This is a genomic window from Paenibacillus piri (genome assembly GCF_004354045.1).
Lineage (GTDB): Bacteria > Bacillota > Bacilli > Paenibacillales > NBRC-103111 > Paenibacillus_S > Paenibacillus_S piri.
The window spans coordinates 78,052-101,339 of sequence record NZ_SMRT01000008.1 but is presented as its reverse complement, the minus strand read 5'-3'; the positions used below and the strand labels follow the sequence as shown (position 1 = coordinate 101,339).

The following is a 23,288-nucleotide window of genomic DNA, read 5'->3' as shown; positions in this document are numbered from 1 at the left end:
CCTCTCCTTTTATAGTTTCACTTCGTAAAGGGTCATATTTTGGCCTCGTCTGTCCTGCATGGAGCGGGATTCTCCGTTGTTATTTCCGGTTGATTTCCATTCCTCGGTCGGGACAGCTGTCCCGTGCTCTTTGATCCATTGGGTCAGCTCTGCGCTGCCGCCTCGTCCGCCCATGCCTCCATCGGAGATCATGAAATATTTAAGCTCCCCATTTTTCACCATAGCTTCCAGCTTCTCGACCGTATAGACCGGATCTGAGCCTGAAAAACCGCCCATGGTGATACCGATTCTCCGGATTTGATAATGTAAGGGGCCGCGGTGCTGTAATCGGAAGTTGCGAACAAATAAGTTCCCGTATTATGTGATCTTAAAAATTTCAACGTCGTTTCATCGATTTGCTGGCTTTCCATTCCCGGCCCACCGGTCCCCATGGTTGGCGTTCGCTTGGTATCCGAAGCTTCCCCCATTGCAGCGGTCCTGCCCGGGCCCATTTCGGTTGCAACACCGCCTCTACCGTTGGCGATACCGGGTCCTGCTTGCGGCAGCATGCTGTTCAAGCCGTAAGTGATCGGTGTCGCCGCCCAATATAATGGGCCGACAAACAATACCAACATTCCGGCAAGCGCCAACGTGCGAGCTAGCTTGTTATGTTTTCGTTTCCAGAGCAGAAGCAGCAGCGAAATAATAATGCCTCCCGCGGCGATTCCCGCAGACCAAACACTGCCGATCACGTCATCATACGGATGCATAATGTACCATTCGAATATGCTTGTCGCAAAAATCGCTGCAGGCAGCAGCCAAGTTTTCCAGCCCTGCCGAAGTCGGTACGCATCCCACAGCTGCTTCCAGCCGGCTCCGACCAAAGCCGCGATTGGAGGTGCCAGCATAATCAAATAATAATGATGGAAAAATCCGGCGATACTAAAGAAAACCATCGCAGGCAGCAGCCATGCGAGCCAGAACAACGTTTCTTTATGCTTTGGCGTGAAGTTTCGTCTTCGCCATCCGGCGAAAATCGCGATAATCGATATTCCTGCGAATGGAATGAGCCAGCTGGCCTGCCCCGACAATTCCGATTGGAACAGCCGCAAAGGTCCCTTTTGTCCCGTTCCGAAAGCTCCTCCACCACCGCCAAAGCCGCCTGGAGCTCCCGGACCACCGTTACCATTCATGGTTGGCGGCTGTCCTTGATCGCCTCCGGGAATGGTACTGTTATACTGTCCCGAATTGCCGTTGCCATTCGGAGTGGCCGTTGTATCAAGCCTGTTTCCGCCATCAACCGCAGCAGCATCGTTCGCTTGCTTTGAGGCAGTTCCACCGCCATCGTTTCTGTCAAACATCGTGCCCCCGCCATCTTCATTTATCGCGCTATTCCGTGAAGCAGCGACAGATCCCCCTCCGTTTCTGCCTGGCATGCCGCCTCCACCACCCGGTCCTTGATTTCCCGTTAACCGTGAAACCCCGTTATACCCGAACGCAAGCTCCAGAACGGAGTTTGTTTGGCTGCTGCTGATATACGGCCGCTGGTCTTTCGGTATGGAATCGACTACAACAGCCCATGACACGGAAATGGCCAGCATAACCGCCGTTGCGCTTGAAAGGAGAGCGATTTTCTTTTTCCAGCTGGCTTTAGCCGCTACGAGATAGAACAAATAAAAAGCCGGTAAAACCATATATGCCTGCAGCATCTTCATATTGAACGCCACACCTATCATGGAAAAAGCGCCCAACAGGCTCCAAATGCTGTTTCGCTGAATACCCCGGAACAACAGCCATGTGCTTAACAGCAGCGTGAATACGAGCATGCTATCGATATTGTTCGTCCGGCTGACAGCTGCCGCAATCGGGGTGCAGGCCATCGCCAGTGCGCTGATCCGTACGGCTGCCAAGCCGAATGTCGGCTTCACAAGACGGTATAATAATAGAACCGAACCAACCCCCGCCAAGGCCTGAGGCAATATCACGCTCCAGCCGTGTAGGCCAAACAAATAGGCACTGGCGGTTTGAATCCAGAAAACGACCGGCGGTTTATCGACCGTAACAGAGCCTGCCGGATCAAGCGACGCGAAGAAAAAATTATGAAAGTTGTGCAGCATGCTTGCAACAGCAGTTGTGTAGTATGTGTTGGCATACTCATCTGTCCAAATGTTGTACATGTTTAAAAACGCCGAAAGCAGCAAAATTAAAAATAATGGAATACGTTCCTTCAGCTTAGGTGCCAAATTCATGTTGCCAACCTCTCCTCCACCTTAGTCTCAGTCGAGCCTGGATTTACTCTCGATTTTTCAAAAATTCAACTCGTTTGATCTGAAACCATTATGCATCACACGACTTAACTGCCCATGAGCGACCGCTGAATAGTTACTGAACGATAAAAAGGGATTATTGTGGAGGATTATATTTAGGCTAGCGGTAAAGTAACGTGAACTTCAACGTCCACCCGACGTACATAGAAGAGCGGCTTGGCGATAGTTGAAACTTGCTGCAAAACAAACAAGCTTAGTTAATCAAAGCGGCCGCTTTGATTAACTAAGCTGAAGAAAATACTTATCGCGCTTCCTAAAAATTAATAACCAGTTATATGTTATGGGTTGGATGTATGGGAGTTACTGCGAATCTTCAACCATCGACGGTTTAGATGCCTTTAATCCATCACATTTGGCATCGATTGTAGAAAACCAAATAACACCAAAATATAATACCAAGCTGAAAGAGCTCTGGGTGTATTTAATTCGCATACAGTTATGACTGAAAATGATTCAGCTATCATCTATTATGAAGACGAAACCCAGGCATACCTGACAATTGGTGCCTACGATCCACTGCAAGAAAAGGTCATTCGAGAAGTGATTTCTGCGCCAAATGAATCGCAAAAAAAATTTCCGAGAGCAAGCTTCCCAAAAGTTCAGTGAACTCATGGGAAGCCTATAGTGTATCTGAATACGACTGTAAGATTGATAATTGTGAGTCAATGCTGAATCAGCTATACTTAATCTAAGGAAGGTGATTAACATGAACTTCGTCAGAAAAGTAACCCACAGCGATGCTCTCAAGCATATCGTTGATCTCCCAGAGAACCTGCGCAACCAAGACGTTGAATTGATCATATTACCCATTGGAGACTCAACTACACATAAAACCCAAACCCCGAGTACTCCTACAGCGAGAGGCGCATTAAAACAATTTGCCAACCCGGACCTTATCCAATATGAAAAAGACGCTTGGGAAAAGGGTGTCCAAGATAAGCATGAACATCGTTGATGCAAATTTAATCCTGAGGTATTTGCTTCATGATGCGGTTCAGTTCATTGATCAAGCCATGGACACGATTGAAAACCACCACATCTTTATCCCTAACGAAGTTATCGCCGAGGTCGTTTATGTACTGGAAAAGGTATACAAGGTGGATCGACCACTTATCTATGATTCACTTCGGAACCTACTCTCCTACAGCAACATCGCCACGCATGACAGAAGAATCCTAGTTGAAGCTCTAAAGGTCTACAGTGAAATCAAAATCGATTTTGTTGACTCCCTGCTCTTCGCTTATTCGAAGATCGGAGGACATACTGTTTTCACTTTTGATAAGAAGCTTAACCAAATGCTTGACGACCTAAGCAATGCATAATAAAAAGACTTCTCACAAAGTTCATTAGAACTCGTGAGAAGTCTTTTTTTATTCAATGTGGTCAAATGACGTTTTCTAACTTGAGATTCCTTGCTGCGCAAGGCCTCTCAGCCTTTTTTACATCATGCCGCCCATACCACCCATGCCGCCCATGTCAGGCATAGCTGGCTTATCTTTTTCCGGTTTGTCTGCGATAACCGCTTCGGTTGTCAAGAACATAGCCGCTACGGATGCTGCGTTTTGCAGCGCGGAGCGCGTTACTTTCGCAGGGTCTACGATACCTGCGTCGAACATGTTAACCCATTCGCCGCTTGCAGCGTTGTAGCCGATGCCGATCGCTTCTTTTTTCAAGCGCTCAACGATAACGGAGCCTTCTTGGCCAGCGTTAGCCGCAATAGTGCGCACAGGCTCTTCCAGAGCGCGCAAAACGATGTTTACGCCAGTTTGCTCGTCTCCGGCACCGTTTACTGCTGCTACTGCGCTGAATACGTTAACGAGGGCTGTACCGCCGCCGGATACGATACCTTCTTCAACAGCTGCGCGAGTTGCATTCAAAGCATCCTCGATGCGAAGCTTACGCTCTTTCAATTCGGTTTCCGTTGCTGCGCCGACTTTGATAACCGCTACGCCGCCGGCCAATTTAGCCAGACGCTCTTGCAGCTTTTCTTTGTCGAAATCGGAAGTCGTTTCTTCCAATTGAGCGCGGATTTGCGAAATGCGCGCGCCGATATCTTTTTTGTCGCCGGAACCGTCAACGATGATCGTGTTTTCTTTCGTTACACGAATTTGACGAGCGGAACCCAATTGATCCGGAGTTGTCGATTTCAGGTCAAGACCAAGCTCTTCCGTAATGACTTGTCCGCCGGTCAGAGCGGCGATATCTTGCAGCATCGCTTTGCGGCGGTCGCCGAAGCCAGGAGCTTTAACGGCTACGCAAGTGAATGTGCCGCGCAGACGGTTCACGATCAAAGTAGCTTGAGCTTCGCCTTCTACGTCCTCGGCGATGATCAGCAATGGCTTGCTTTGTTGAACGACTTTTTCAAGAATAGGCAAAATCTCTTGGATGTTGGAGATTTTTTTGTCCGTGATCAAGATGTACGGATTGTCCAAAATAGCTTCCATTTTGTCCGTATCGGTGATCATGTAAGGAGATGTATAACCGCGGTCGAATTGCATACCTTCAACCACTTCAAGCTCGGTTGCGAAACCTTTGGACTCTTCAACGGTAATAACGCCGTCTTTGCCCACTTTTTCCATAGCTTCTGCGATCAATTCGCCGACTTCTTCATCAGCTGCGGAAATAGCCGCTACTTGAGCGATCGATTGCTTGCCTTCGATTGTTTTGGAGATGTTTTTCAGCTCTTCTACAGCCGCTCTAACCGCTTTGTCGATACCTTTGCGGATAACCATAGGATTAGCGCCTGCAGTTACGTTTTTCAAGCCTTCGCGAATCATCGCTTGAGCCAGTACAGTCGCGGTAGTCGTACCGTCGCCGGCCACATCGTTCGTTTTGGTCGCTACTTCTTTAACCAGCTGAGCGCCCATATTCTCGAATGCGTCTTCCAGTTCGATTTCTTTTGCGATCGTTACGCCGTCGTTGGTGATCAACGGGCTGCCGAATTTTTTCTCAAGCACAACGTTACGGCCTTTTGGACCCAATGTTACTTTAACGGCATTAGCAAGCGCGTCAACACCACGAAGCATTGCGCGGCGAGCGTCTTCACTGAATTTAATATCTTTTGCCATGAGTGATACCCTCCCGATAAATTAAGTGTATTTATTATCAACTAAGTAGAAGCCGGCTAACTTTCGTTCAGCAGCTCTGGTACAAGCTTAGGTATAGGTCTCTCTTAATTAGGCTAAAACGGCAAGAATGTCGTTTTCCCGCAAGATCAGAAGTTCGCGGCCATCATATTTCACTTCAGTACCGGCATATTTGGAGAAAATGATACGGTCGCCTTCTTTTACTTCGAGAGGAATGCGCTCTCCGTCCTTCAACACGCCGCTGCCTACCGCGATCACTTTACCTTCCTGCGGCTTTTCTTTGGCTGTGTCAGGCAAAACGATACCGCTTGCTGTAGTTTCCTCCTTAGCAATGGCTTCAATAACTACGCGATCACCTAACGGTTTGATCATGAGAAAATAGCCTCCTTTGAAATAGGGTTCTGCAAACTTTCGTTAGCACTCAAATCACTTAAGTGCTAACAACACTTATTATGATACTCAGTTTGCCGGAATTTTGCAAGTAGTTTTACCGAATTTTCACACCTCCATCATTGTCTCCAACGTTTGGTAAAATATACGGCTCCCCTTAACCCGGGATAAACGGCCTCGCATCCTTCGAGACAAGCGCGTTTATCAAGGTTGTGCGAAGCAAACGGCTTCGCGGTCCTTAAAGGACGCGCACGTTTGTCAAGGTTGGCACAGCAAAGTGTAGAACTTTTACTTTCTCTGCAACGGAAAAAAACCGGCTTCACAGTCCGTCCAGCACTGCAAAACCGGGTCATTTCGCACCGAATTCCTCTTCCCAAGCCTTATCCTGGACCAATTGCTTACGGTAAACAATGCCGGACAGCAGCACGCTGAACTCGTAGAGCAAAATCATCGGCACCGATACGATGACCGCCGAAACCATATCAGGCGGAGTGATCACACAAGCGGCAATGACCAGCAGCAAGTAAGCATAGCGGCGCAGCTTGCTCAGCCGTTTCGGGTTCAAAATACGCAGTCTCGTCAAAAACATGATGACAATGGGCAGCTCGAACAAGAGCGAGATCGGAATTAAAATATTAAACATGAAGGAAAAATATTGCGCGATTCCGTAAGTCTCCTGCAGCTCCAGCCTTGCCGTAATGCCGGAGGCGAACAAAAAGGCCATTCGGAATACGATAAAATAAGCAAAGGCAAGTCCGACTAGAAACAATAAAAAAGCGAAGGGGACGAAGACCAAGGACGCTTTCTGCTCCTCCTCGCGCAGCCCCGGCTTTAAGAACGACCAGATCTGGTAAAGAGCGAACGGCAGCGTTACAAGCAGACCGGTAACCAGCGCAAAATTCATGTACATCTTGATCGGGTCCCAGGGAGAAAATGCGTTCCAGTTAATTCCGTTCGCCGGAGGCACTCCCTTTAAATAGGTAATCAATGGCTGCGCACATATTAAGCCGATGACCATTCCGACGATCAGAACGATAATGATCCAAATAAGCCGTTTGCGAAGCTCGCCCAAATGCTCCACGAGCGACATCGTTTCATCTTTATCCATAACGTGTTTCACCAACCTGGCTGTAAAGTGGTAAGCATCTGGTTCAATCAGGCAGTCTTCTCGTATCCGCGGGCTTTGGCGGCGGCACCGGAGCCGCAGCTTCCTGCGCGGCTTCAGCAGGGGACTCCGTCACGCGCTGACCGTCCGCAGGGGGCTCTTGCAGCCGCTGCTCATCCGAAGGCGAAGCCGGCACAGGCGGCAGTACCATCGCGGATACCGGATCGGGCTGCGGCCGCGGGGTTACGTCCTTGCGCTCCTCCTGCGGGGCGGCGGTCTGGACGTCGTCGAGCAGCCCTTCGGCGCCCTTCTTGAATTCCCGCATCGTCCGGCCGATAGCGCGTCCCAGCTCCGGCAGCTTGTTCGGACCGAACAAAACGAGCGCAACGATGGCGATCAATAGCAAATGACTTAAGCTCATATAAAGGTACAACTCCTTTCGTTAAAGCATCGGAAGCAGCGGAGTGCGGCTGAAACACAAAAAGCGCATAGTCTAGCAGCTGTACAAGCCCCCGTATCCCATCTCCGTAATATCTTCGCGGACTATCGTCTCCCCTGCGCAAATGCGGGGCAGAAGCACGTCGAAGGAAGTATACGGATCGTGCATCACGCAGCCCGGCAAGCCCATTACCGGCACCTGGGCCTCCCCGAGGTAGCCGATCAGCAGCATCGAGCCGGGCAGCATCGGAGTGCCGTAGCTGACAATACGCGCGCCGGCCTGCTTGATGGCTCCCGGCGTTCGGTCGTCGGGATCGACGGACATGCCTCCGGTGACCAAAATCAGATCGGCCTTGCATTCGTCCAAAAAGTAACGGATTTCGCGCACGATCGTTTCACTCTCGTCCGGCGCCAGCCGCTGCTCGATTACCTCGGAGCCGAGCGCGGCTACTTTATCGCGGACGACAGGTCCGAATTTATCCTCGATGCGGCCTTTGAAAACTTCGCTGCCGGTCGTAATCAAGCCTACGCGCAAGCGGCGAAACGGCTTGACCTCAATCCACGGCGCAGCCGCAAGCCGCTCCGCCTGCCGAACCTTGTCCTCCTCGACCAGCAGCGGAATGACCCGCGTGCCCGTCAGCTGCTGGCCCGGCTTCACAACCGTATTCGTTCTGAGAGTGGACATCACGACCTGATCTATCGCATTGGCTGCATCGACCAAAGCTTTGTCCACTTTGAGCAGCCCGTGTATGGTCGATTTCAAGGAAACTTTGCCTTCATGCGGCTCCGTCAAGGATACGTTCGCTCCGGCAGCGGCGCGGGCCAGCCGGAGCGCGGCTTCATCCTCGTGAAGCCAGCCTGCCTTCATCGCGATAACATAAATATGCTCTTTCCCGATGCTGAGCAGCGCCGGGATATCCGACTCGGCGATGACATGCCCTTTTTTAAACAACCGGCCCTTGAAGGAGCCCGGAATAATTTGCGTCAAATCATGCGCCAGCACCATGCCTATCGCTTCTTCAACTTTTACCTCGCGGAGCATCGCATTAGGCTTCATCGCCATGATCTCCTTCGCGATCGGTCAGAATGCCCAACGCATGCGGCAGCTGATCCATAATCGCGGCCAAATTTTCGGAAACGCCTTTCGGGCTTCCGGGAAGATTAATGATTAACGTACGGCCGCGGATGCCGGATACGGCGCGGGAGAGCATGGCGCGGCGGGTTTTCTGCATGGAAATCATCCGCATCGCCTCGGCAAAGCCCGGAGCCTGGCGGTCGATCACGCTCAAGGTCGCTTCCGGAGTAACATCGCGCGGCGCGAGTCCCGTTCCGCCCGTCGTAAGAATCAAATCAACCTTGAAATAATCGGTCATCTCAATAAGAGCCGCCATAATTTCGTCCTTTTCGTCCGGTACGACCCGGTATTCGATAATTTCCCCGTTGATTTCCTCTTCGATCAGCTCCCGAATCACCTGGGCGCTCGTATCTTCTCGCTCTCCCCGGGATCCTCGATCGCTTGCGGTCAAAATCGCCACTTTCCAACGCATAAGCTTACTCCTCTCCATGGGTTCATTGTACCTTTGCAGCTTATCCTAATCAATTTGATTCGGTGTCGTTTCTGTGAAAGTCGCCGCTTTTGCCGCCGGATTTGCTGACAAGCAGCGTCGGCCCGATTTGCATCGTTTTCTCAGCCGCTTTGCACATGTCATAAACGGTGAGCGCCGCGGCCGATACGGCTGTTAACGCCTCCATTTCGACACCGGTTTGACCTTTGGTCTTAACCGCAGCTTCTATGTATAGTTCATTATGTCCGTTATCGGAGAAGCGGACGTCTACCCCGGTCAACGAAAGCGGGTGGCACATCGGAATCCAGTCGGACGTTTTTTTCGCAGCCATAATGGCGGCGACCTGCGAGACGGCCAGCACGTCGCCCTTGCCGATCTTGCCCTGCTTGATCAGCTGCAGCGTCGACGGCAGCATCGTAATGGTCGTACGGGCGGTTGCGCTGCGGCTCGTCTCCTGCTTCCCGGAAATATCCACCATGCGTGCTCTGCCTTGTTCATTAAAATGGGTTAACGGGCCGGCATCGATATCAGCCAATGTACTGCACTCCTCTCCAAATAGAACCGCACGGACAGCTTACTTCGCCGACTTGGACGCCCGGACGGTTCTTGCTTCTGTAATCAGTTCATCCAGTCGAAAATCGAACAAGCCCATCGGCACTTCTTCAATAATTTGCAGATCGTATGCGCCGGCGATCAAATACGGCTTCGCATACCCGGATCGTACGTATTGCTGCATGAACCGGTCATAATACCCGCCCCCGTAGCCAAGCCGGCCAAGGTCGAGATCAAAGGCAAGACCCGGCACAAGCGCCGCATCGACCTGTCGTATATCGGCAAGCGGTTCGGCGCCGGATGCAGGCTCCGGGATCCCCCAGGCTCCTTCCTCCAGATCGGAATGGGAACGAATCTCAAACAGCTTCATTTTCTGCTCCGGCTGCACCTTGGGAACGACAACCCGGTATCGCCTTAACCAGCAGGCTTCCATTACCGGAATGACGTTCACCTCGGATTTAACGGGGATATACGTGAAGAGCGTCGGCCTGCGGCCCGCTTTGCCGCGGGAATCGAGAACCTCGCTAATTCTCCGGATCAGCAGTTCGTTGATGCGCTTCGATTTGGCGCTCCGTTCCGATGGCGTAAGCGCGTTGCGCCCAGCCTCGGCCCTGCGCCGAAGCTCGATCTTCCATTCTTTGATATTCATGATACGGCTTCTCCTTGAGTTCGTTCGGTTACGCGGTTAAGATCATTCTAATGCCGAGCAATGGTTATGGCAAATATTGCTGGAAACGGCTGCGCTATCCACGGGGACGCGCCCGTTTGCCAAGGTTGTGCGAGGCAAAGTATAAAAACTTATATTTTCAACTAGAAAAACCGCATTCCAAAAATACCTTTATTCTTTAATATACCATAATTAAACCCAATATAACGAGTTTCATCCGCGAATAGAAAAAAGGCACAACAAAAAAGGACCTGAATAAGCAGGACCTTCCTTCCATACCGTCTATTTGCAGTGGCTTGAACCATTCCCGCTCCAGGCCGCCGAGATTAGCCCAGCGCCTTTTGGATCGATTCGATCACACGTTCCGGTTGAAACGGTTTGACAATAAAGTCTCTCGCTCCGGCCTGGATCGCTTGCACGACCATATGCTGCTGGCCCATGGCCGAGCACATAATGACCTTCGCCGCAGGATGCTGGCTCTTGATCTGTTTGAGCGCTTCAATCCCTTCCATTTCCGGCATCGTAATATCCATCGTAACCAAATCCGGATGCAGCTTGTTATATTTTTCTACGGCAATCAGCCCGTTCTCGGCTTCTCCTACGACCTCATGCCCGTTTTTTTCCAAAATATCCTTCAGCATCATCCGCATAAATGCGGCATCGTCTACCACCAATATTTTCGCCATGCTGTTCGCTCCTCGTTTTCCTCTTGTCGCTAGCTTAATGAAAAGGACTGTAATACGATATATCGTTGCGGCCGCTATTTTTAACCCGGTATAACGCTTTATCCACATTTTGAAGCAATCGGGTGCTGTCCGCTCCGTCATCGGGAAATACGGCAACCCCCATGCTGATCGTCGCATCCAGCACATGCTCCCCGATCGTCCAGCCTTGGCGGACGCAAGCCATGACCCGTTCCGCAACCCTGCGCACGCTCGTAATCGAATCGATCCACGGCAGCACAATAACGAATTCGTCGCCGCCCAAGCGCGAGACCGAATCGATATCCCGGATGCACCGTTTGACCCTGGCAGCGAACGCTTTTAACAGCATATCCCCCGCCTCGTGGCCGTACTTGTCGTTAATCCGTTTGAAGTCGTCGATATCCGTGTAAAAGAGCGCCATAAAATGATTGAACCGTCTCGCGTTGGCGATCGCCTGCTGCAGATTCAGCTCGAACGCCCTGCGGTTCGGCAGCTCGGTTAAAGGGTCTAGATAGGCAAGACGGATGAGCTCCGCTTCCCGCTCTTTGGCGTGAGAAATGCTTCGAGTCGCAATAATATACAGCGGTTCGCCGGGCATCTCTTCGCTATGCACAGGTATCCCGACCACCTCCATCCATGACCATTCTCCCCCCGGTGCGGCCCATTGGCATTCGAATATGACCTTGGAGCCGGTGTTGACGAGCCGATCCAGACATTGCTTCGCCATGAGCTTCTGGGCCGGATGCACACAGGAAAACAGATTAAGAGGCTCCGGATTTTTCGCAAGCTGCAGAGTCGGGTAGTGGGAAAGTACCTGATAAGCAAGGTTGCCGTCGCGTTCAACTATATGCATTCCATCCGACAATTGGCTGACAAGATGGCCGAGCGTTTCTGGCCGCCTCATCAGGTTTTCGACAGGATTGAAGTTATTGGGGTCATGGCTCGCCATCGTTTTTCATCCTTATGATCGTATTTTCACTCAACCCACCAAGGTTTGGATAAACAATTGCCCGTTCCTGCTTAAATCGATATATTCGTCACCGACCCTGACCAAAGGATTCGTCAGATCAAGAGGATTGCAGTTCATGATCAGCCCCCGGCGTCCATCGGTGAGAATAACCTCGTCGCCAACGGCCAGCTCCATCATCCGGCTAATAAAAACTCCGCATATGACAGGGTCCAGCTGTCCGAAGCTGTCCTGCTGCATCTGACGAACGACCCGATAGAAAGGCATGGCATCCTTGTATACCCTTTTCGAGGTCATGGCGTGGAAAATATCGGCGACGGCGACAATTTTGCTGAAATATTCGATCTGTCCGCCCTTCAATCCGTTCGGGTAGCCGTTTCCATCCTCCCGTTCATGGTGCTGCAGAGCGACTAAAGCCAACTGCGGCGGCAAATTGGGCGTACGCTTTATAATCTCAAACCCGTAGAGCGTATGATTTTGCATCATTTCATACTCTTTATTGGAATATTTGCCCGGTTTATTCAAAATGTCATCGTCGATCCGTATTTTTCCGACATCGTGAAGGGTCGCTGCCGTACTTAGCAAGGATAGCTCGTCCTTCGACAGATGCAGCCATTTCCCGATCAGCGTCGAGATGACTCCGACTCCGATGTTATGCCGGTACGTATAATCATCCTTCGCCTGAAGCCCCGATAATACGCTGAACAAGCTCGGAAATTCGGCCGCCCGGTAAATCGTCGGAATAACGGAGCGGTTCAATTCCTCGATAGGAATTTCTTTTTCTTCATTGATCAGATGAAACATGTCCTTGACCATCTCGCTGGCTTGCGTCACCAAAGGGTCGCTCGTGATCGTTTGAGGGTTCTCGAAATCTTGCTCTTCCGGAGAAATGCCGTGATTCAATATCCATTCGACGTGCTGCTCCTGCAGGATGGTTTGTTCAGGGATCACGACCACTCCCCGGCTGTTTAGAAGATCCTTATTGACTTTGTAGCCTACCTTGTTCAATAACTGCCGTTCATTCATCGTAAATCTGCCCGACCCCCTTGCGCGAAATAAGCATCCTGGTAAGTACCGGAAACCCAGTTGGAATTAAGGTTAAAGGCAGTGCTAACACTGTTCGACATGGAATGAGTCTATTGTACTATACAACTTCAATCCACTTGGTCAAAAAATGACTAAGTATTTCTAAGTTTTTCTTTATTTAAGAATGTATTAAAACTAACAAATTTTCCGCCCGTTGCGAGCGGCTCTGCCGAATTATTCGTCGGTCTCCATTTCCATAGCTCGCAATCAGCGAAAAATAAGTCTTTTTTACTATCGTCCGGCATTGTTTTATCGAATGGCGGAAAGGTCGAGCTGACAAAATACCGGAAGATGGTCCGAAGCCGGGGACGCCTGTACCCATGCCATCGAGCCCGAGTCCATGCTCGTGTAAATATGATCGGCCTGTCCGCCGTACGCCAAAGTAGCCTGGGAGCTTTCCAATGGAACGGGAACCAGCATTAGGTGCAGGCCGTTCACCAACGGGTCGGAATCCGGCATATTGAAATCGCCCAGCACGACAAGCGGCGTCTCAACAGCATGTAAAATCGCGAGCAAAGCGGGCATTTGCAGCTCCCGCTCGCGGCGCGTTACGCCCAGATGGGTCGTGAGCAGCGTCATCGGGCGCTCCGGCCCCAGCTTCAACTGAGCGGTCAGCACGGTCCGGGGTTCGGTGCCGTTACCGCCGGGCAGCAGATAAGTGCGTACACGGTCCAGCGGATAGCGGCTCAGCAGCGCAATTCCGTATTGGGACAAGCCATGCCGGACGGCCGGACTGTAGGCGTAATACATCCGCAGCGACTTCGCCAAAGCCGAGACTTGATCCTGCAGTCCGCTGCGCCACCGGTAACGGTCAACCTCCTGCAGGGCGATAACATCGGCGCCGCCCCGCTCGAGCTGCCTGCGGATCTCGGATAAGCGGACATGTCCGTCCAAGCCTTCCGCATGGCGAATATTGTAGGTCATGAAGCGGAGCGGCCGATCCGCAGCCGCGGCCGGCGATCCGGAAGCGCGCAGCGGCCGGTTCCAGCCGAAAGCTGCGGCGGCGGCCATACAAAGCAGCAGCCCGGAGCATGCGAGCAGCAGTACAACGGGCACGGTATGCGGATGTATCTTTTTCAACGACTCCATGGAACGATTGGTGGAACGATCGGCAATGACCGGCTGCATCGAAGAAGCACCTCATTTCATGTCGGTTTTATTTGAAGGAAGCCGTCGGCCTCCATCCGCTTGATATCGGTTACAGCCAGCATACGACGGGCCGTTTTCATTTGTATACAAGGGAATCGATGGAAATAAGCGCTTCGCCTTGGAGGCGGTCGCCTAACCGTTGGAAAGCGCCGGTAAAAGCTGAAAAATTACGAATAACATGGTACACTTGCATTAAGCCCGTTTGGATGCGGACAACGAGGCATCGTAGGGAGACAGGAAAGAAACGCGGCCGAAGCAAGCTATTATTCAGGAGGATTACCATGCTGCTGCAAGTATCGGGAATTTCGAAAAGCTACGGGATCAACACCGTGCTTTCTAATATAACGCTGCAGATCGAACCGCGCGAGCGGATCGGCCTCGTTGGCGTGAACGGAGCAGGCAAATCGACGCTGCTGCAAATCATCGCAGGGGAAATGTCGTATGATTCCGGCGATATTTTTAAAGCGAAGGAAACGAAGATCGGCTACTTAAAGCAAAACAGCGGTCTGATTTCCGACCGTTCGATGTGGGAGGAAATGCGAAGCGTTTTCGCCCATTTAGACGAGGCGGAACGGGAGCTGCGCAAGCTAGAGTCGATGATGGCCGACACGACCATAATGGCTGACGAGAAGCTGACGGAAGATACGATGAAAAAATACGCCAGCCTCCAGGAATGGTTTAAGGATCAGGGCGGCTATGAGGCCGAAGCCCGGATCCGCGGCATTTTGCATGGGATGGGGTTTGGCGACTTCGCCCCGGAGACGCTGGTAAACACATTGAGCGGCGGTCAGAAGACGCGTCTGGCGATGGCCAAGATGCTGCTGCAGGCGCCCGATCTGCTGCTGCTGGACGAGCCTACGAACCATTTGGACATCCCCACTCTGACATGGCTGGAAGGCTATCTCCGCTCCTATTCCGGAGCAATTCTGGTCGTTTCGCATGACCGGTATTTTTTGGATGCGCTCGTTGACGGCATTTACGAAATTGAACGTCATACTTCCAAGCGCTACACCGGCAATTACACGAAATTCGTCGAAACGAAGCAGGCGGAATACGAAATTCAGCTGAAGGCTTTTGAAAAGCAGCAGGGAGAAATTGCGAAAATGGAAGATTTTGTCCAGCGCAATATCGCCCGGGCTTCCACGACCAAGAGAGCCCAAAGCCGCCGTAAAGCACTGGACAAAATAGACCGGCTCGACAAGCCGCTCGGCGATTTGAAGCGCGCCCATTTTACGTTTGAAGTGGAGCAGATGACCGGTAAAGAGGTGCTGCAGATTGACAATGTGGCGATGTCGTATGAAGGACGCGATCCGTTAATCCGGAACGTCACGTTCCAGCTGCAGCGCGGCGATACGGCCGCCCTCATCGGGCCCAACGGAATAGGCAAGTCCACGCTGTTGAAGGCGCTGGTCGGACAGCAGCAGCCGGACCGCGGCAGCATTCAGTGGGGAGCCAATGTCCGGATCGGCTATTACGATCAGGAGCAGACAGGCCTAGGCGAAAGGAATACGGTGCTTGAGGAGGTATGGAACGCGTTCCCTCATATCGAGGAAGCGCGGATTCGGACTGTGCTGGGCAGCTTTTTATTCAGCGGCGAGGATGTGTTTAAAAAAATCGCGGCGCTAAGCGGCGGGGAAAGAGCCCGCGTTTCCTTGGCCAAGCTGATGCTGGAGAAAGCGAACGTGCTGATTCTCGACGAGCCGACCAACCATCTGGACCTGTATAGCAAGGAAGTTCTGGAATCTGCGCTGATGGATTACGAAGGCACGCTGCTGTTTATTTCCCATGACCGATATTTTTTAAATAAAATGGCGGAATCGATGCTGGAGCTGGCGCGTACCGGAGTAACCCGTTATTTGGGCAACTATGACGATTACGTGGAAAAGAAGCAGGAATTGGCCGAGATGGAGCAGCAGCGGCTGGCGGCCGCCGCCGTTAAAGGAAAGATGGCTGCCGATGCCGCAGCCCCGGGAAAGCAGGCAAACGGCGGATCGAGCGGCACAGCGGCTCAAACCTCGCAGCCAACGGATAACAACTTTGAGGCGAGCAAGCAGGCGAAACGCGAGGAACGGTCCCGTCAGCGCAAGCTGGAGCAGTTGGAGCAGGACATCGCCCGGCTGGAAACGGAGCTGGCCCAACTTGAGGAAGAGCTGGCCGCGCCCGAGGTCTACAACGATTACATGCAAGTGCAGCAGCGGAATGAACAGATCGAACGGAAAAAACTCGAGCTGGAGCACTGCTACGAGCAGTGGGAGCAGCTGGCGGAGTAGCGCGGTGCAATTCAAGAAATTAGAAGACAACAGCGACTCGGCTGAATGTTCCGCCAGCGCAGCGGATATTTATTTCATCGGAGCATTTAAAGGCCGTGATTTTTGAAATCTCTGTCTAAAAACCTGCGAATATACCGTTTTTTCAATCAAATTTACTTATTTGGAAGGGAAATCCTGTAAAAATACAGTTATGCAAAGAGATATCTCCTGATCTTGAGTATTGAACGGACGAAAAAATGTATTTTTGCAGGAATACTTCTGTGAGGGAAAATAACGGATAAAAAGATGTGCTTTTGCAGTTTCCAACACATAAAATTTCCAAGAAGGCGCTTAGGATGCTGAACGGCGGTCAGTTGAACCCCGCGCGGAAACATACAGTTGGCGATCCCTTGAGATCGAAATATTGCGAAAGCTGTTAAAAGAACCGCGCTAATTCGAAACATACGAAAAAAAGCTGACCGATCATCATTAAGCCCGGTGCCAACTGCCGGTCAGAAGTATCGTATGTCCCGAAGCCGAGCCTGCCTTTCTCTTGGGACCGGTCTTCATGGACGTTTGAAAGCCGTGAATACGAAATCAGACTGCAAAAGCGGGAACGACCGGAATAGTATGGCTGCCGCAATTTTGTTTTGTGTTCGGTCCCGAAGCAGTTATGTGCAAAGCGGGGCTGATGCGATGAGCAGCGGAAAAAGCATATCGAAAATGGAAAAGTAAAGCGCCTGAGACGATCAGGCGCTTTCGAGTTTAAGCAGCAGCAGCGGCACGCTACCGTATATAATCATCGTCGCCGCCGCGACGATGCCGGAATCGTTGAGCGCCAGAGCGAAGATGGTGCCGATGACGTTGGCCGCGCAGCCGTACATCAAATACGGGTAGCGGCGCTGCCAACGGCGGAACGGCCCGCGGGGCCGCAGCACAAGAGCGGCCATGACGGCTAGGCCGGTGAGCAGCACCTTGCTCCAGACGGATACGCGGATCAAATGCGCATTCATCTCCAGCTTGCGCCTGACGATGGCGCCGATGGCATCAAGGCGCCCCTGGAGCAGCGCCTCGAATGCCCGGCCGATATGGCTCTGCTTATCGGCCGCAACCGCACCGGCTGCTCCGCCGTTGAGCAGCCACAGGCCCGCAAGCGCTGCCGCCATCGTCAGCGTGAGGACGGGCGCCAGGCGCAGCCAGCGGCGCCCGCCGGCGAGGCGCGCAGCCAGCGCGCCGAAGCCCGCCGCGGCGGCCAGCGCCCCGCCGGCGTTCGTGCCGAGCGCCGGCGCGGCCAAATAGCCGGCGATGAGCGCACCGGCCGCGGCCGCAGGCAGCGCGGCTCCGACCCGCGCAGCCGCATGGCCGGCTGCGGCGCGGCGCGGCCATGCGCCGGCGGCCGAAGCGGCGCCGGCTTCCGCGGCGCGCCGCCATGGCGCGAGCGCGCCCAGCGGCGGCAGGCGCCACGCCGCGATGCCCGCGGGAGCCGCCAGCGCGGCGGCTGCGGCTGTCTCGGGCGGCAGCGCGTCTGTGTGCGCGGGTACAGGCGCACCGGAGGCGGCCAGCGTGCCAGGCGGCTCGCCTGCCGCGGGGCGGCGCGGCCAGCGCAAGCCGCGCAGCGCCTGCTGGGCCGCGCTCAGCCCGAGCAGCGCGGCACCGAGCAGCACGCCCATAAATTCATTGCCGATCCCATAGTATCGCGCGCCGATCATCGGGTCGTAGCCAAGTACCGACCGCTGCATTGCCTGGGCTCCGTGCAGCCCGTCATACAGAATCAACGCCGTCACCAACAGGCCAATCCCCGCCAGACTGAATACAAATCCTTTGCGCCGGCGGCCGGCGGCCACGGCGAACAGCAAACCTCCCGTTAGCACGCAGCCGACGACAAACAAAGCGGCCGCGCTTAACCGTTCGAACGTAAACCACCCCATCGCCAGCAAGCCGGCAGGCGCCAGCAGCAGCGAGTACAGCAGCGTCCGCCACAGCAGCAATGCCTTCGCTCCGATTTTCCGGCCGCCGGAGAAATACCATGCTGCCATGAGCGAGGCCAGCATCACGACTATTTCATATACGGCAAGCGCATACAGGAGCGGCGGCCGCTGCGCATACAGGAGCCGGAACTGCCGCAAATCCGCCAATAGCTTGGGAAAAGCGTCAGCCGCCGCTTCGCGGACGACCGGCAGCCCGATCATGTCCGCCGGAGGCTGAATTCCGAAGGCTGTCAGCAGCGCCGGCGCGATATCAACTGCGGAGACGAGCCCGGGACGTCGGGTCGTGGCCGAGGTCAGTATACTTTCGCGGCCCGAAGGCGCATATATCATCACAGGCGCCAGCATAGCTTTCGCTTTAGCCGCCTCGGCATTGACCTGCGGACTGAAAAGCCACAGCTCGACCGTTTGCCCTGCCGCCGATTCCGCTTGCAGCTGCCGGGTCAACTCACCGAGAAAAGCGTCCAGCTCGGTCAAAACCTGCTTCTTCATTACAGTGAAGGCTTCCGCCGAATAAGAGCTGCGCTCGTCGTACAGTCTTTGCAGATCGCCAATTTCCAGCAGCGCCGCTGCCGGACCCGGAAGCTTGCTTCTTTGCTCCAGCAGCCAGCCATAATTCGTACGCAGCCCGAAAGGCCTCGTATGATCGACGATAACATCGCCGCCGCCGACATCCCCCCGCTGGACGAATCCCGCCTCATTCATCAGCATCAATGGCGCATATCTGCGGTACAGACTGCCGATCTCCCGCTCCTTCAAACGCCCTCCGGCTTTCATAAGATCCAGATTGCCCCACACGCCGCTGTGAACGCCCGCCGCAGCCAGTAGCTCCCCCAAGCGACCCGGCCGGGCCCGATAATCATTCGAGGCGTTCATCCTTTTGATCGCTTCAATCTGGGGAATAACGATCGACTCCATCTCTGCCGCCGTTCCCGTATAACGAAGAATGTGTTCGGCCGCATATGCTTGTCCGAGCCGTTCCGCCCTCTGCATCCCGGAAACACCCGGAGGGGCATCGGCATACTGCCCTGCCCCCAGCGACATATACACGTCCTCCAAGCCTTTACCCGGCGTCCGTACGTTGAGCGCTCCCCAGGCGGCGGTTCGCTGCAGCTCCTTGATATGAGGCAAAGCATCGCCCTGAATGCCCGACAGCTTTGCGGAATCCGGATCAAGCTCTATAAAGGACAGCCCCGGGACAGACACAAGCGTTATTTTTTTATCTTCAATCGATAAAGAAAGCTGTCCGGACTGCGCTGCCTGTGAACAAACAGCCGTGTTCGAACACAACATCGCGCCTACCCACAATGTGATAAATAATGCCGTCGTCCGCCGTTTATCCACGATTGGCCCCTCCTTCCTTATTTGCTTTGCACAAAGCATTTAACGTTGCCAATTCAACCCATATGGCATTACTGTCCCACAACACGAATCAAGTTATCCAGCTTGTGAATCATTATGCCCGGAACTTCTTTCTATCCACAACGTTATCCCCATAGCCGGGGCAGCAAATCATGAGAAAAACCGCCGGATTTTGGTTAATCCACAGAGTTATCCACTTTATCCACAGATTTTTCGTAAAATGTTTATCCACTTCCGCTGCTTTACGTTGAATATTATGCAGGTTGATCCATAGCATTTTTCCATATTTATGCACAATATACACAAGGGCTGTGGATAATTTTTATCCACAGCCCTGTTTTTACAGCCTGTTCGATGGTGAACCCGTTTCGCTTAGCCGCTTTTTTTGCCGATATACATAATATGGGGAGATGCCCCCAGCACGTAAGGATCGTCTGCCGTCTTGATAAGCAGCCGGATCAGCTTGCTCATTTCTTCATCCCCGCGCTGCTTCCAATAATCCCATTGCTCCCGGTTGAGCAGCGAGCCTATATTCGAGGACCCGATCATGCCGACCGTTTCAAACCCGCTGCCCTCCATGAACGGCCGGATTTCTTCGATATTGAAATAATACGCTCCGGTAAAGCGTCCTTCGTCAGTATGATCGAATATACCCGTCTCCATAAATTCGGCGATCGTGTCTACATTGTCGTTCGGCCTCCAATGCCGAGGCGCCAGCAGCGAAGTGATCAAATGCCTGCTCCGCGGCATAAAGGCCGCAAATATAAATCCGTCCCGCTTGGTCACCCTGTACAGCTCTTTGGCCGCAGCCGTCCGTGCCTGCTCAGTCTGAAGGTGATAGAAGGGTCCCAGCATTAAGGATGCGTCAAAATGCCCGTCGCCGAAGCAGCTCAGGTCGGCGGCATCTGCAACCTCAAAGCCGTCAAACCGGTCAAGCAAGCCGCGTTCGGCCGCTTTTTCCTTGGCCAGCTCGACCATTCGCGGCGTAATGTCCGATACCGTAACCGAGTACCCGTGCTGCGCCAGCTTCAGCGAATATTGGCCCGGGCCCGCTCCGTTGTCCAAAATATGTCCCTGATCGGGAAGATACTGCCGAATAAAATGCCAATTAACCGTCAGCTCGACCGGTTCCCGTTCCAGCCGTCCCCATTCGTCAAACGATTCATAATATTGAACGACACGTCCCATCCAATCCCGCCTTTCCCTTTGTTAGCGATCTTGTAAATATGTGCGCCCCCAGCGCCGGCAATCCGGTCAATCCGTTGCCTGAGCCTCTGATTCGTCTTTTATGGAATCGTAATTTCCACTTCGCCGTCATTTGCCAACGATGCCGCTTGCGGATGACGCGCATAATCGCGAACCGCCTGATTGCACGCTGCCATATAGGCTTGCGCAACGGCCATCAGCACATCCCTGTGAACCGCAACTCCACGGTAATGGCAGCCGTTCGCGCTGACCGTTACGACCGCCTCTCCGTTCGCTTCCTCGCCCGAGGACAAAGAGTACAGCTCCAGATCGGTAAATTCCACCGTAATCGGCAGCGCCTGACTGATTCCGGCAACCAACGCCTCAACCGGTCCTTCGCCGGTTCCCGACAAGACAAGCTCCTTTTTGCCGGCATTGTCCATAATCGTGCAGGAAGCCATCCGAACGCCCGTCGTTCCGGTCAGCACCTGTGCCTGCACCAGTGTATACGGCTCCAGCACCGTATTGACCGTATGGCCAATCAGTTCCATCAGCTGATGATCCTGAACGACCTTCTGCCGGTCGGCCAGCTCCTTGAACTTGACGTACAGCGACTCCATTTGATCGTCCGTCAGCTCCACGCCGAATTGGCTGACGCGATGCTTGATCGCATGGCGGCCGGAATGCTTGCCCAAAATAATCATGCTGCGAGGGACACCCAACCGGTCCGGATCCATAATTTCATACGTGCTGCGATTTTTCAGCAAGCCGTCCTGATGAATGCCCGCCTCATGCTGGAATGCATTGCGTCCGACAATCGGCTTGTTGAACGCGATCGGGAAGCTCATGGCACGGCTTACCTTTTGCGACACCTCGTAAATATGCCAGGTTTGAATGCCCGTCTCCGCGCCTAGTGCCTCTTTCCGGGTTTCAATCGCCATCGCCAGCTCCTCCAGGGAGCAGTTTCCGGCCCGCTCGCCGACACCGTTAACCGTCACCTCCACCTGAGTCACTCCGGCGCGTATGGCCGCCAGGCTGTTGGCTACCGCAAGCCCGAGATCGTTATGGCAGTGGGCGCTGTATTCGACTCCTTTGCCCCCTCTGACATTGTTCATCACCCGGGTAAACATCGCCCCGTATTCCTCCGGCAGCGCATAGCCGACCGTATCCGGGATGTTGATGATCGTCGCTCCTTCCTCGATAACCGCTTCAATCATTTCAAATAAAAATTCATCCCCCGTACGAGTCGCATCCATTGGCGAATATTCGATCCGGTCAACAAACTGTTTCGCATAAGCGACCATCGAGCGCGCAATTTGAATCACCTGCTCCCTCGACTTGCGCAGCTGAAAGTCCAGATGAATGTTCGACGAGGACAAGAACAGGTGCAGCCTGCGCCGCTCCGCCGCCTCCGTAGCCCGAATCGCCGCATCGATATCGTCTTTGACAGCGCGCGCAAAGCCGCAAATTTCCACTCCCGTCACCTCCTGGGCAATACGCTGGACCGCCATGAAATCGCCCGGGCTCGAAATCGGAAATCCCGGTTCGATGATATCAACTCCCAATTGCGCCAAATGGCGGGCGATGATGATTTTTTGCTCGGGATGGAGCGACGCTCCCGGCGCCTGTTCGCCGTCCCGCAGCGTCGTATCGAAAATATGCACTCGTTTCAACTGTTTTTCAGTCTCTGTTCTATTCGTCATTGGTGATTCCTCCCAAAAATTTTTTTGTTGCCGGGTGTCACTCATAATCGGCTTCGCCGTCCTTAAAGGCGAACGCCCTTGTCAAGGCTACACGGAGCCGAACACCCCCATATCCGTCCGACCCGGGATAAACGGCTTCGCCGGCATAAGGAACGTGCGCGTTTGCCAAGATTGGCGCAGCAAAGGTTAAAGCTTATACTTCTTTACAACAAAAAAAGCCCCGTCTCTACAAAAGAGACGACAGGCTTTCAGCTGCCGCGGTACCACTCTCGTTGACCCCTTCCAAGTGAAGGGCGTCCGCCTCATGCGCAGCCGCCAAAGGACCGCATGCAGTCTCGGATACATCCACTGACTACCGCACACATCCTTTTCGTGCCGCGCTCCCCGATAACGTGGGGTGATCCGTTGCCGTCTAGACCGTTTTACCGGCTTCGACCGCACCGCTCCCGGGCGAGATTCGAGCTTTCCTTGACTGCGTCGCACCGGCCCGCAGCTCTCTGGACAAAGGTTATACTCTACTTGCTCCCGTTCTTCGCGTGATGAATATATTTAGGCTCAATCAAAGCCGTCCTTAGCGGACAATTTCGTTATCGAGGTTGTGCCGGACAAAATTTAAAGCCAATGCTTTTCTGGTTTTCCGGTAATTAAAAAAGGCCTGCCGTCTCCGTATAAGAGACGACAGACCGTTATGTCTATCGCGGTACCACTCTTGTTGACCCCGGCACAAGCCGAAGGTCCGCCTTTGGGTGCAGAGGATTGGTTCCTCTTTCGCACGGCCTTGTCACGGAG

The 23,288-nt window shown here is 53.3% G+C and carries 19 protein-coding genes, 1 pseudogene and 1 other annotated feature (1 of these 21 running past the window's edge); of the genes and pseudogenes, 3 read left to right on the top strand and 17 right to left on the bottom strand.

All coding sequences use genetic code 11. The annotated features are described in order from the left end of the window. Positions 1–9: 9 nt before the first annotated feature. Both E1757_RS37085 and E1757_RS17525 read right to left on the bottom strand, forming a co-directional pair. Positions 10–222: a mannosyltransferase YkcB-related protein gene (locus tag E1757_RS37085; protein WP_342774576.1), complete on the bottom strand. Its 213-nt coding sequence runs from the start codon at positions 220–222 to the stop codon at positions 10–12. Further along, entirely contained in the window at positions 216–2,228 is a 2,013-nt protein-coding gene (locus E1757_RS17525) for a glycosyltransferase family 39 protein (protein ID WP_342774575.1), read from the bottom strand. The genes E1757_RS37085 and E1757_RS17525 overlap by 7 nt, the downstream gene beginning before the upstream one ends. Before the next feature lie 784 nt (positions 2,229–3,012). Between E1757_RS17525 and E1757_RS17520 the strand changes: the two genes are divergently transcribed. Both E1757_RS17520 and E1757_RS17515 read left to right on the top strand, forming a co-directional pair. Further along, the gene (locus tag E1757_RS17520) at positions 3,013–3,261 is read left to right on the top strand and encodes a hypothetical protein (protein WP_133230400.1); all 249 of its coding nucleotides are present in this window, start codon (positions 3,013–3,015) and stop codon (positions 3,259–3,261) included. Next, positions 3,248–3,628: a type II toxin-antitoxin system VapC family toxin gene (locus E1757_RS17515; protein ID WP_133230398.1), complete on the top strand. Its 381-nt coding sequence runs from the start codon at positions 3,248–3,250 to the stop codon at positions 3,626–3,628. The genes E1757_RS17520 and E1757_RS17515 overlap by 14 nt, the downstream gene beginning before the upstream one ends. Positions 3,629–3,745: 117 nt before the next feature. Here E1757_RS17515 and groL read toward each other — a convergent pair whose 3' ends face one another. From groL to E1757_RS17455, 12 genes and pseudogenes are all read right to left on the bottom strand, one after another. Further along, positions 3,746–5,374 (bottom strand): chaperonin GroEL, encoded by a 1,629-nt coding sequence (gene groL, locus E1757_RS17510; RefSeq protein ID WP_133230396.1) that lies wholly within the window; start codon positions 5,372–5,374, stop codon positions 3,746–3,748. Positions 5,375–5,482: 108 nt separating this feature from the next. Next, complete coding sequence (gene groES / locus E1757_RS17505; protein ID WP_133230394.1) at positions 5,483–5,764, bottom strand: co-chaperone GroES; 282 nt, start codon at positions 5,762–5,764, stop codon at positions 5,483–5,485. 367 nt (positions 5,765–6,131) lie between these two features. Then, positions 6,132–6,890, bottom strand: a complete 759-nt coding sequence (gene tatC / locus E1757_RS17500) for a twin-arginine translocase subunit TatC (protein WP_133230392.1) — start codon at positions 6,888–6,890, stop codon at positions 6,132–6,134. A 297-nt stretch (positions 6,891–7,187) separates the two neighbouring features. Then, positions 7,188–7,308: pseudogene (gene tatA / locus E1757_RS37210) on the bottom strand (twin-arginine translocase TatA/TatE family subunit); the annotation flags it as partial. Positions 7,309–7,380: 72 nt separating this feature from the next. Then, positions 7,381–8,382, bottom strand: coding sequence for a molybdopterin-binding protein (locus tag E1757_RS17490; protein ID WP_133230388.1), 1,002 nt, complete (start codon positions 8,380–8,382; stop codon positions 7,381–7,383). Further along, on the bottom strand, positions 8,372–8,872 hold the full coding sequence (gene mog / locus E1757_RS17485; protein ID WP_133230386.1) for a molybdopterin adenylyltransferase: 501 nt from the start codon (positions 8,870–8,872) through the stop codon (positions 8,372–8,374). Before mog ends, E1757_RS17490 begins: the two co-directional genes overlap by 11 nt. A gap of 49 nt (positions 8,873–8,921) precedes the next feature. Then, positions 8,922–9,425 (bottom strand): cyclic pyranopterin monophosphate synthase MoaC, encoded by a 504-nt coding sequence (moaC, locus tag E1757_RS17480; RefSeq protein ID WP_133230384.1) that lies wholly within the window; start codon positions 9,423–9,425, stop codon positions 8,922–8,924. Positions 9,426–9,464: 39 nt separating this feature from the next. Continuing rightward, a complete protein-coding gene (locus E1757_RS17475; RefSeq protein ID WP_133230382.1) occupies positions 9,465–10,091 on the bottom strand; it encodes a 5-formyltetrahydrofolate cyclo-ligase in 627 nt (208 codons plus the stop codon). Between the two features lie 344 nt (positions 10,092–10,435). After that, the gene (locus tag E1757_RS17470; RefSeq protein WP_133230380.1) at positions 10,436–10,795 is read right to left on the bottom strand and encodes a response regulator; all 360 of its coding nucleotides are present in this window, start codon (positions 10,793–10,795) and stop codon (positions 10,436–10,438) included. A 34-nt stretch (positions 10,796–10,829) separates the two neighbouring features. After that, a complete protein-coding gene (locus tag E1757_RS17465) occupies positions 10,830–11,762 on the bottom strand; it encodes a sensor domain-containing diguanylate cyclase (protein WP_133230378.1) in 933 nt (310 codons plus the stop codon). A gap of 30 nt (positions 11,763–11,792) precedes the next feature. Next, a complete protein-coding gene (locus tag E1757_RS17460) occupies positions 11,793–12,806 on the bottom strand; it encodes an HD-GYP domain-containing protein (protein ID WP_133230376.1) in 1,014 nt (337 codons plus the stop codon). 309 nt (positions 12,807–13,115) lie between these two features. Next, entirely contained in the window at positions 13,116–13,994 is an 879-nt protein-coding gene (locus E1757_RS17455) for an endonuclease/exonuclease/phosphatase family protein (RefSeq protein WP_133230374.1), read from the bottom strand. A 302-nt stretch (positions 13,995–14,296) separates the two neighbouring features. Between E1757_RS17455 and E1757_RS17450 the strand changes: the two genes are divergently transcribed. Beyond that, entirely contained in the window at positions 14,297–16,285 is a 1,989-nt protein-coding gene (locus E1757_RS17450) for an ABC-F family ATP-binding cassette domain-containing protein (protein ID WP_133230372.1), read from the top strand. A gap of 728 nt (positions 16,286–17,013) precedes the next feature. Here the strand turns inward: E1757_RS17450 and E1757_RS17445 are convergent. From E1757_RS17445 to E1757_RS17435, 3 genes are all read right to left on the bottom strand, one after another. Beyond that, positions 17,014–19,593 carry a hypothetical protein gene (locus tag E1757_RS17445; protein WP_133230370.1) on the bottom strand — a complete coding sequence of 860 codons (2,580 nt, stop codon included), beginning with the start codon at positions 19,591–19,593 and terminating at the stop codon, positions 17,014–17,016. 390 nt (positions 19,594–19,983) lie between these two features. After that, positions 19,984–20,799, bottom strand: a complete 816-nt coding sequence (locus E1757_RS17440) for a class I SAM-dependent methyltransferase (protein ID WP_133230368.1) — start codon at positions 20,797–20,799, stop codon at positions 19,984–19,986. 98 nt (positions 20,800–20,897) lie between these two features. Beyond that, positions 20,898–22,499 (bottom strand): 2-isopropylmalate synthase, encoded by a 1,602-nt coding sequence (locus tag E1757_RS17435; protein WP_181956661.1) that lies wholly within the window; start codon positions 22,497–22,499, stop codon positions 20,898–20,900. Between the two features lie 668 nt (positions 22,500–23,167). Continuing rightward, positions 23,168–23,288: a binding site (T-box leader), on the bottom strand (it continues 154 nt past the right edge of the window).

Excerpts from the sequence above, each read along its gene's own strand:
- E1757_RS17520 (WP_133230400.1), top strand. The coding sequence starts at position 3,013 with ATGAACTTCGTCAGAAAAGTAACCCACAGCGATGCTCTCAAGCATATC.
- E1757_RS17525 (WP_342774575.1), bottom strand. The coding sequence starts at position 2,228 with ATGAATTTGGCACCTAAGCTGAAGGAACGTATTCCATTATTTTTAATT.
- E1757_RS17435 (WP_181956661.1), bottom strand. The coding sequence starts at position 22,499 with ATGACGAATAGAACAGAGACTGAAAAACAGTTGAAACGAGTGCATATT.
- E1757_RS17455 (WP_133230374.1), bottom strand. The coding sequence starts at position 13,994 with ATGCAGCCGGTCATTGCCGATCGTTCCACCAATCGTTCCATGGAGTCG.
- E1757_RS17465 (WP_133230378.1), bottom strand. The coding sequence starts at position 11,762 with ATGGCGAGCCATGACCCCAATAACTTCAATCCTGTCGAAAACCTGATG.
- E1757_RS17440 (WP_133230368.1), bottom strand. The coding sequence starts at position 20,799 with ATGGGACGTGTCGTTCAATATTATGAATCGTTTGACGAATGGGGACGG.
- E1757_RS17475 (WP_133230382.1), bottom strand. The coding sequence starts at position 10,091 with ATGAATATCAAAGAATGGAAGATCGAGCTTCGGCGCAGGGCCGAGGCT.
- mog (WP_133230386.1), bottom strand. The coding sequence starts at position 8,872 with ATGCGTTGGAAAGTGGCGATTTTGACCGCAAGCGATCGAGGATCCCGG.
- E1757_RS17470 (WP_133230380.1), bottom strand. The coding sequence starts at position 10,795 with ATGGCGAAAATATTGGTGGTAGACGATGCCGCATTTATGCGGATGATG.
- groL (WP_133230396.1), bottom strand. The coding sequence starts at position 5,374 with ATGGCAAAAGATATTAAATTCAGTGAAGACGCTCGCCGCGCAATGCTT.
- E1757_RS17460 (WP_133230376.1), bottom strand. The coding sequence starts at position 12,806 with ATGAATGAACGGCAGTTATTGAACAAGGTAGGCTACAAAGTCAATAAG.
- E1757_RS17490 (WP_133230388.1), bottom strand. The coding sequence starts at position 8,382 with ATGAAGCCTAATGCGATGCTCCGCGAGGTAAAAGTTGAAGAAGCGATA.
- groES (WP_133230394.1), bottom strand. The coding sequence starts at position 5,764 with ATGATCAAACCGTTAGGTGATCGCGTAGTTATTGAAGCCATTGCTAAG.
- tatC (WP_133230392.1), bottom strand. The coding sequence starts at position 6,890 with ATGGATAAAGATGAAACGATGTCGCTCGTGGAGCATTTGGGCGAGCTT.
- E1757_RS17450 (WP_133230372.1), top strand. The coding sequence starts at position 14,297 with ATGCTGCTGCAAGTATCGGGAATTTCGAAAAGCTACGGGATCAACACC.
- E1757_RS17515 (WP_133230398.1), top strand. The coding sequence starts at position 3,248 with ATGAACATCGTTGATGCAAATTTAATCCTGAGGTATTTGCTTCATGAT.
- E1757_RS37085 (WP_342774576.1), bottom strand. The coding sequence starts at position 222 with ATGGTGAAAAATGGGGAGCTTAAATATTTCATGATCTCCGATGGAGGC.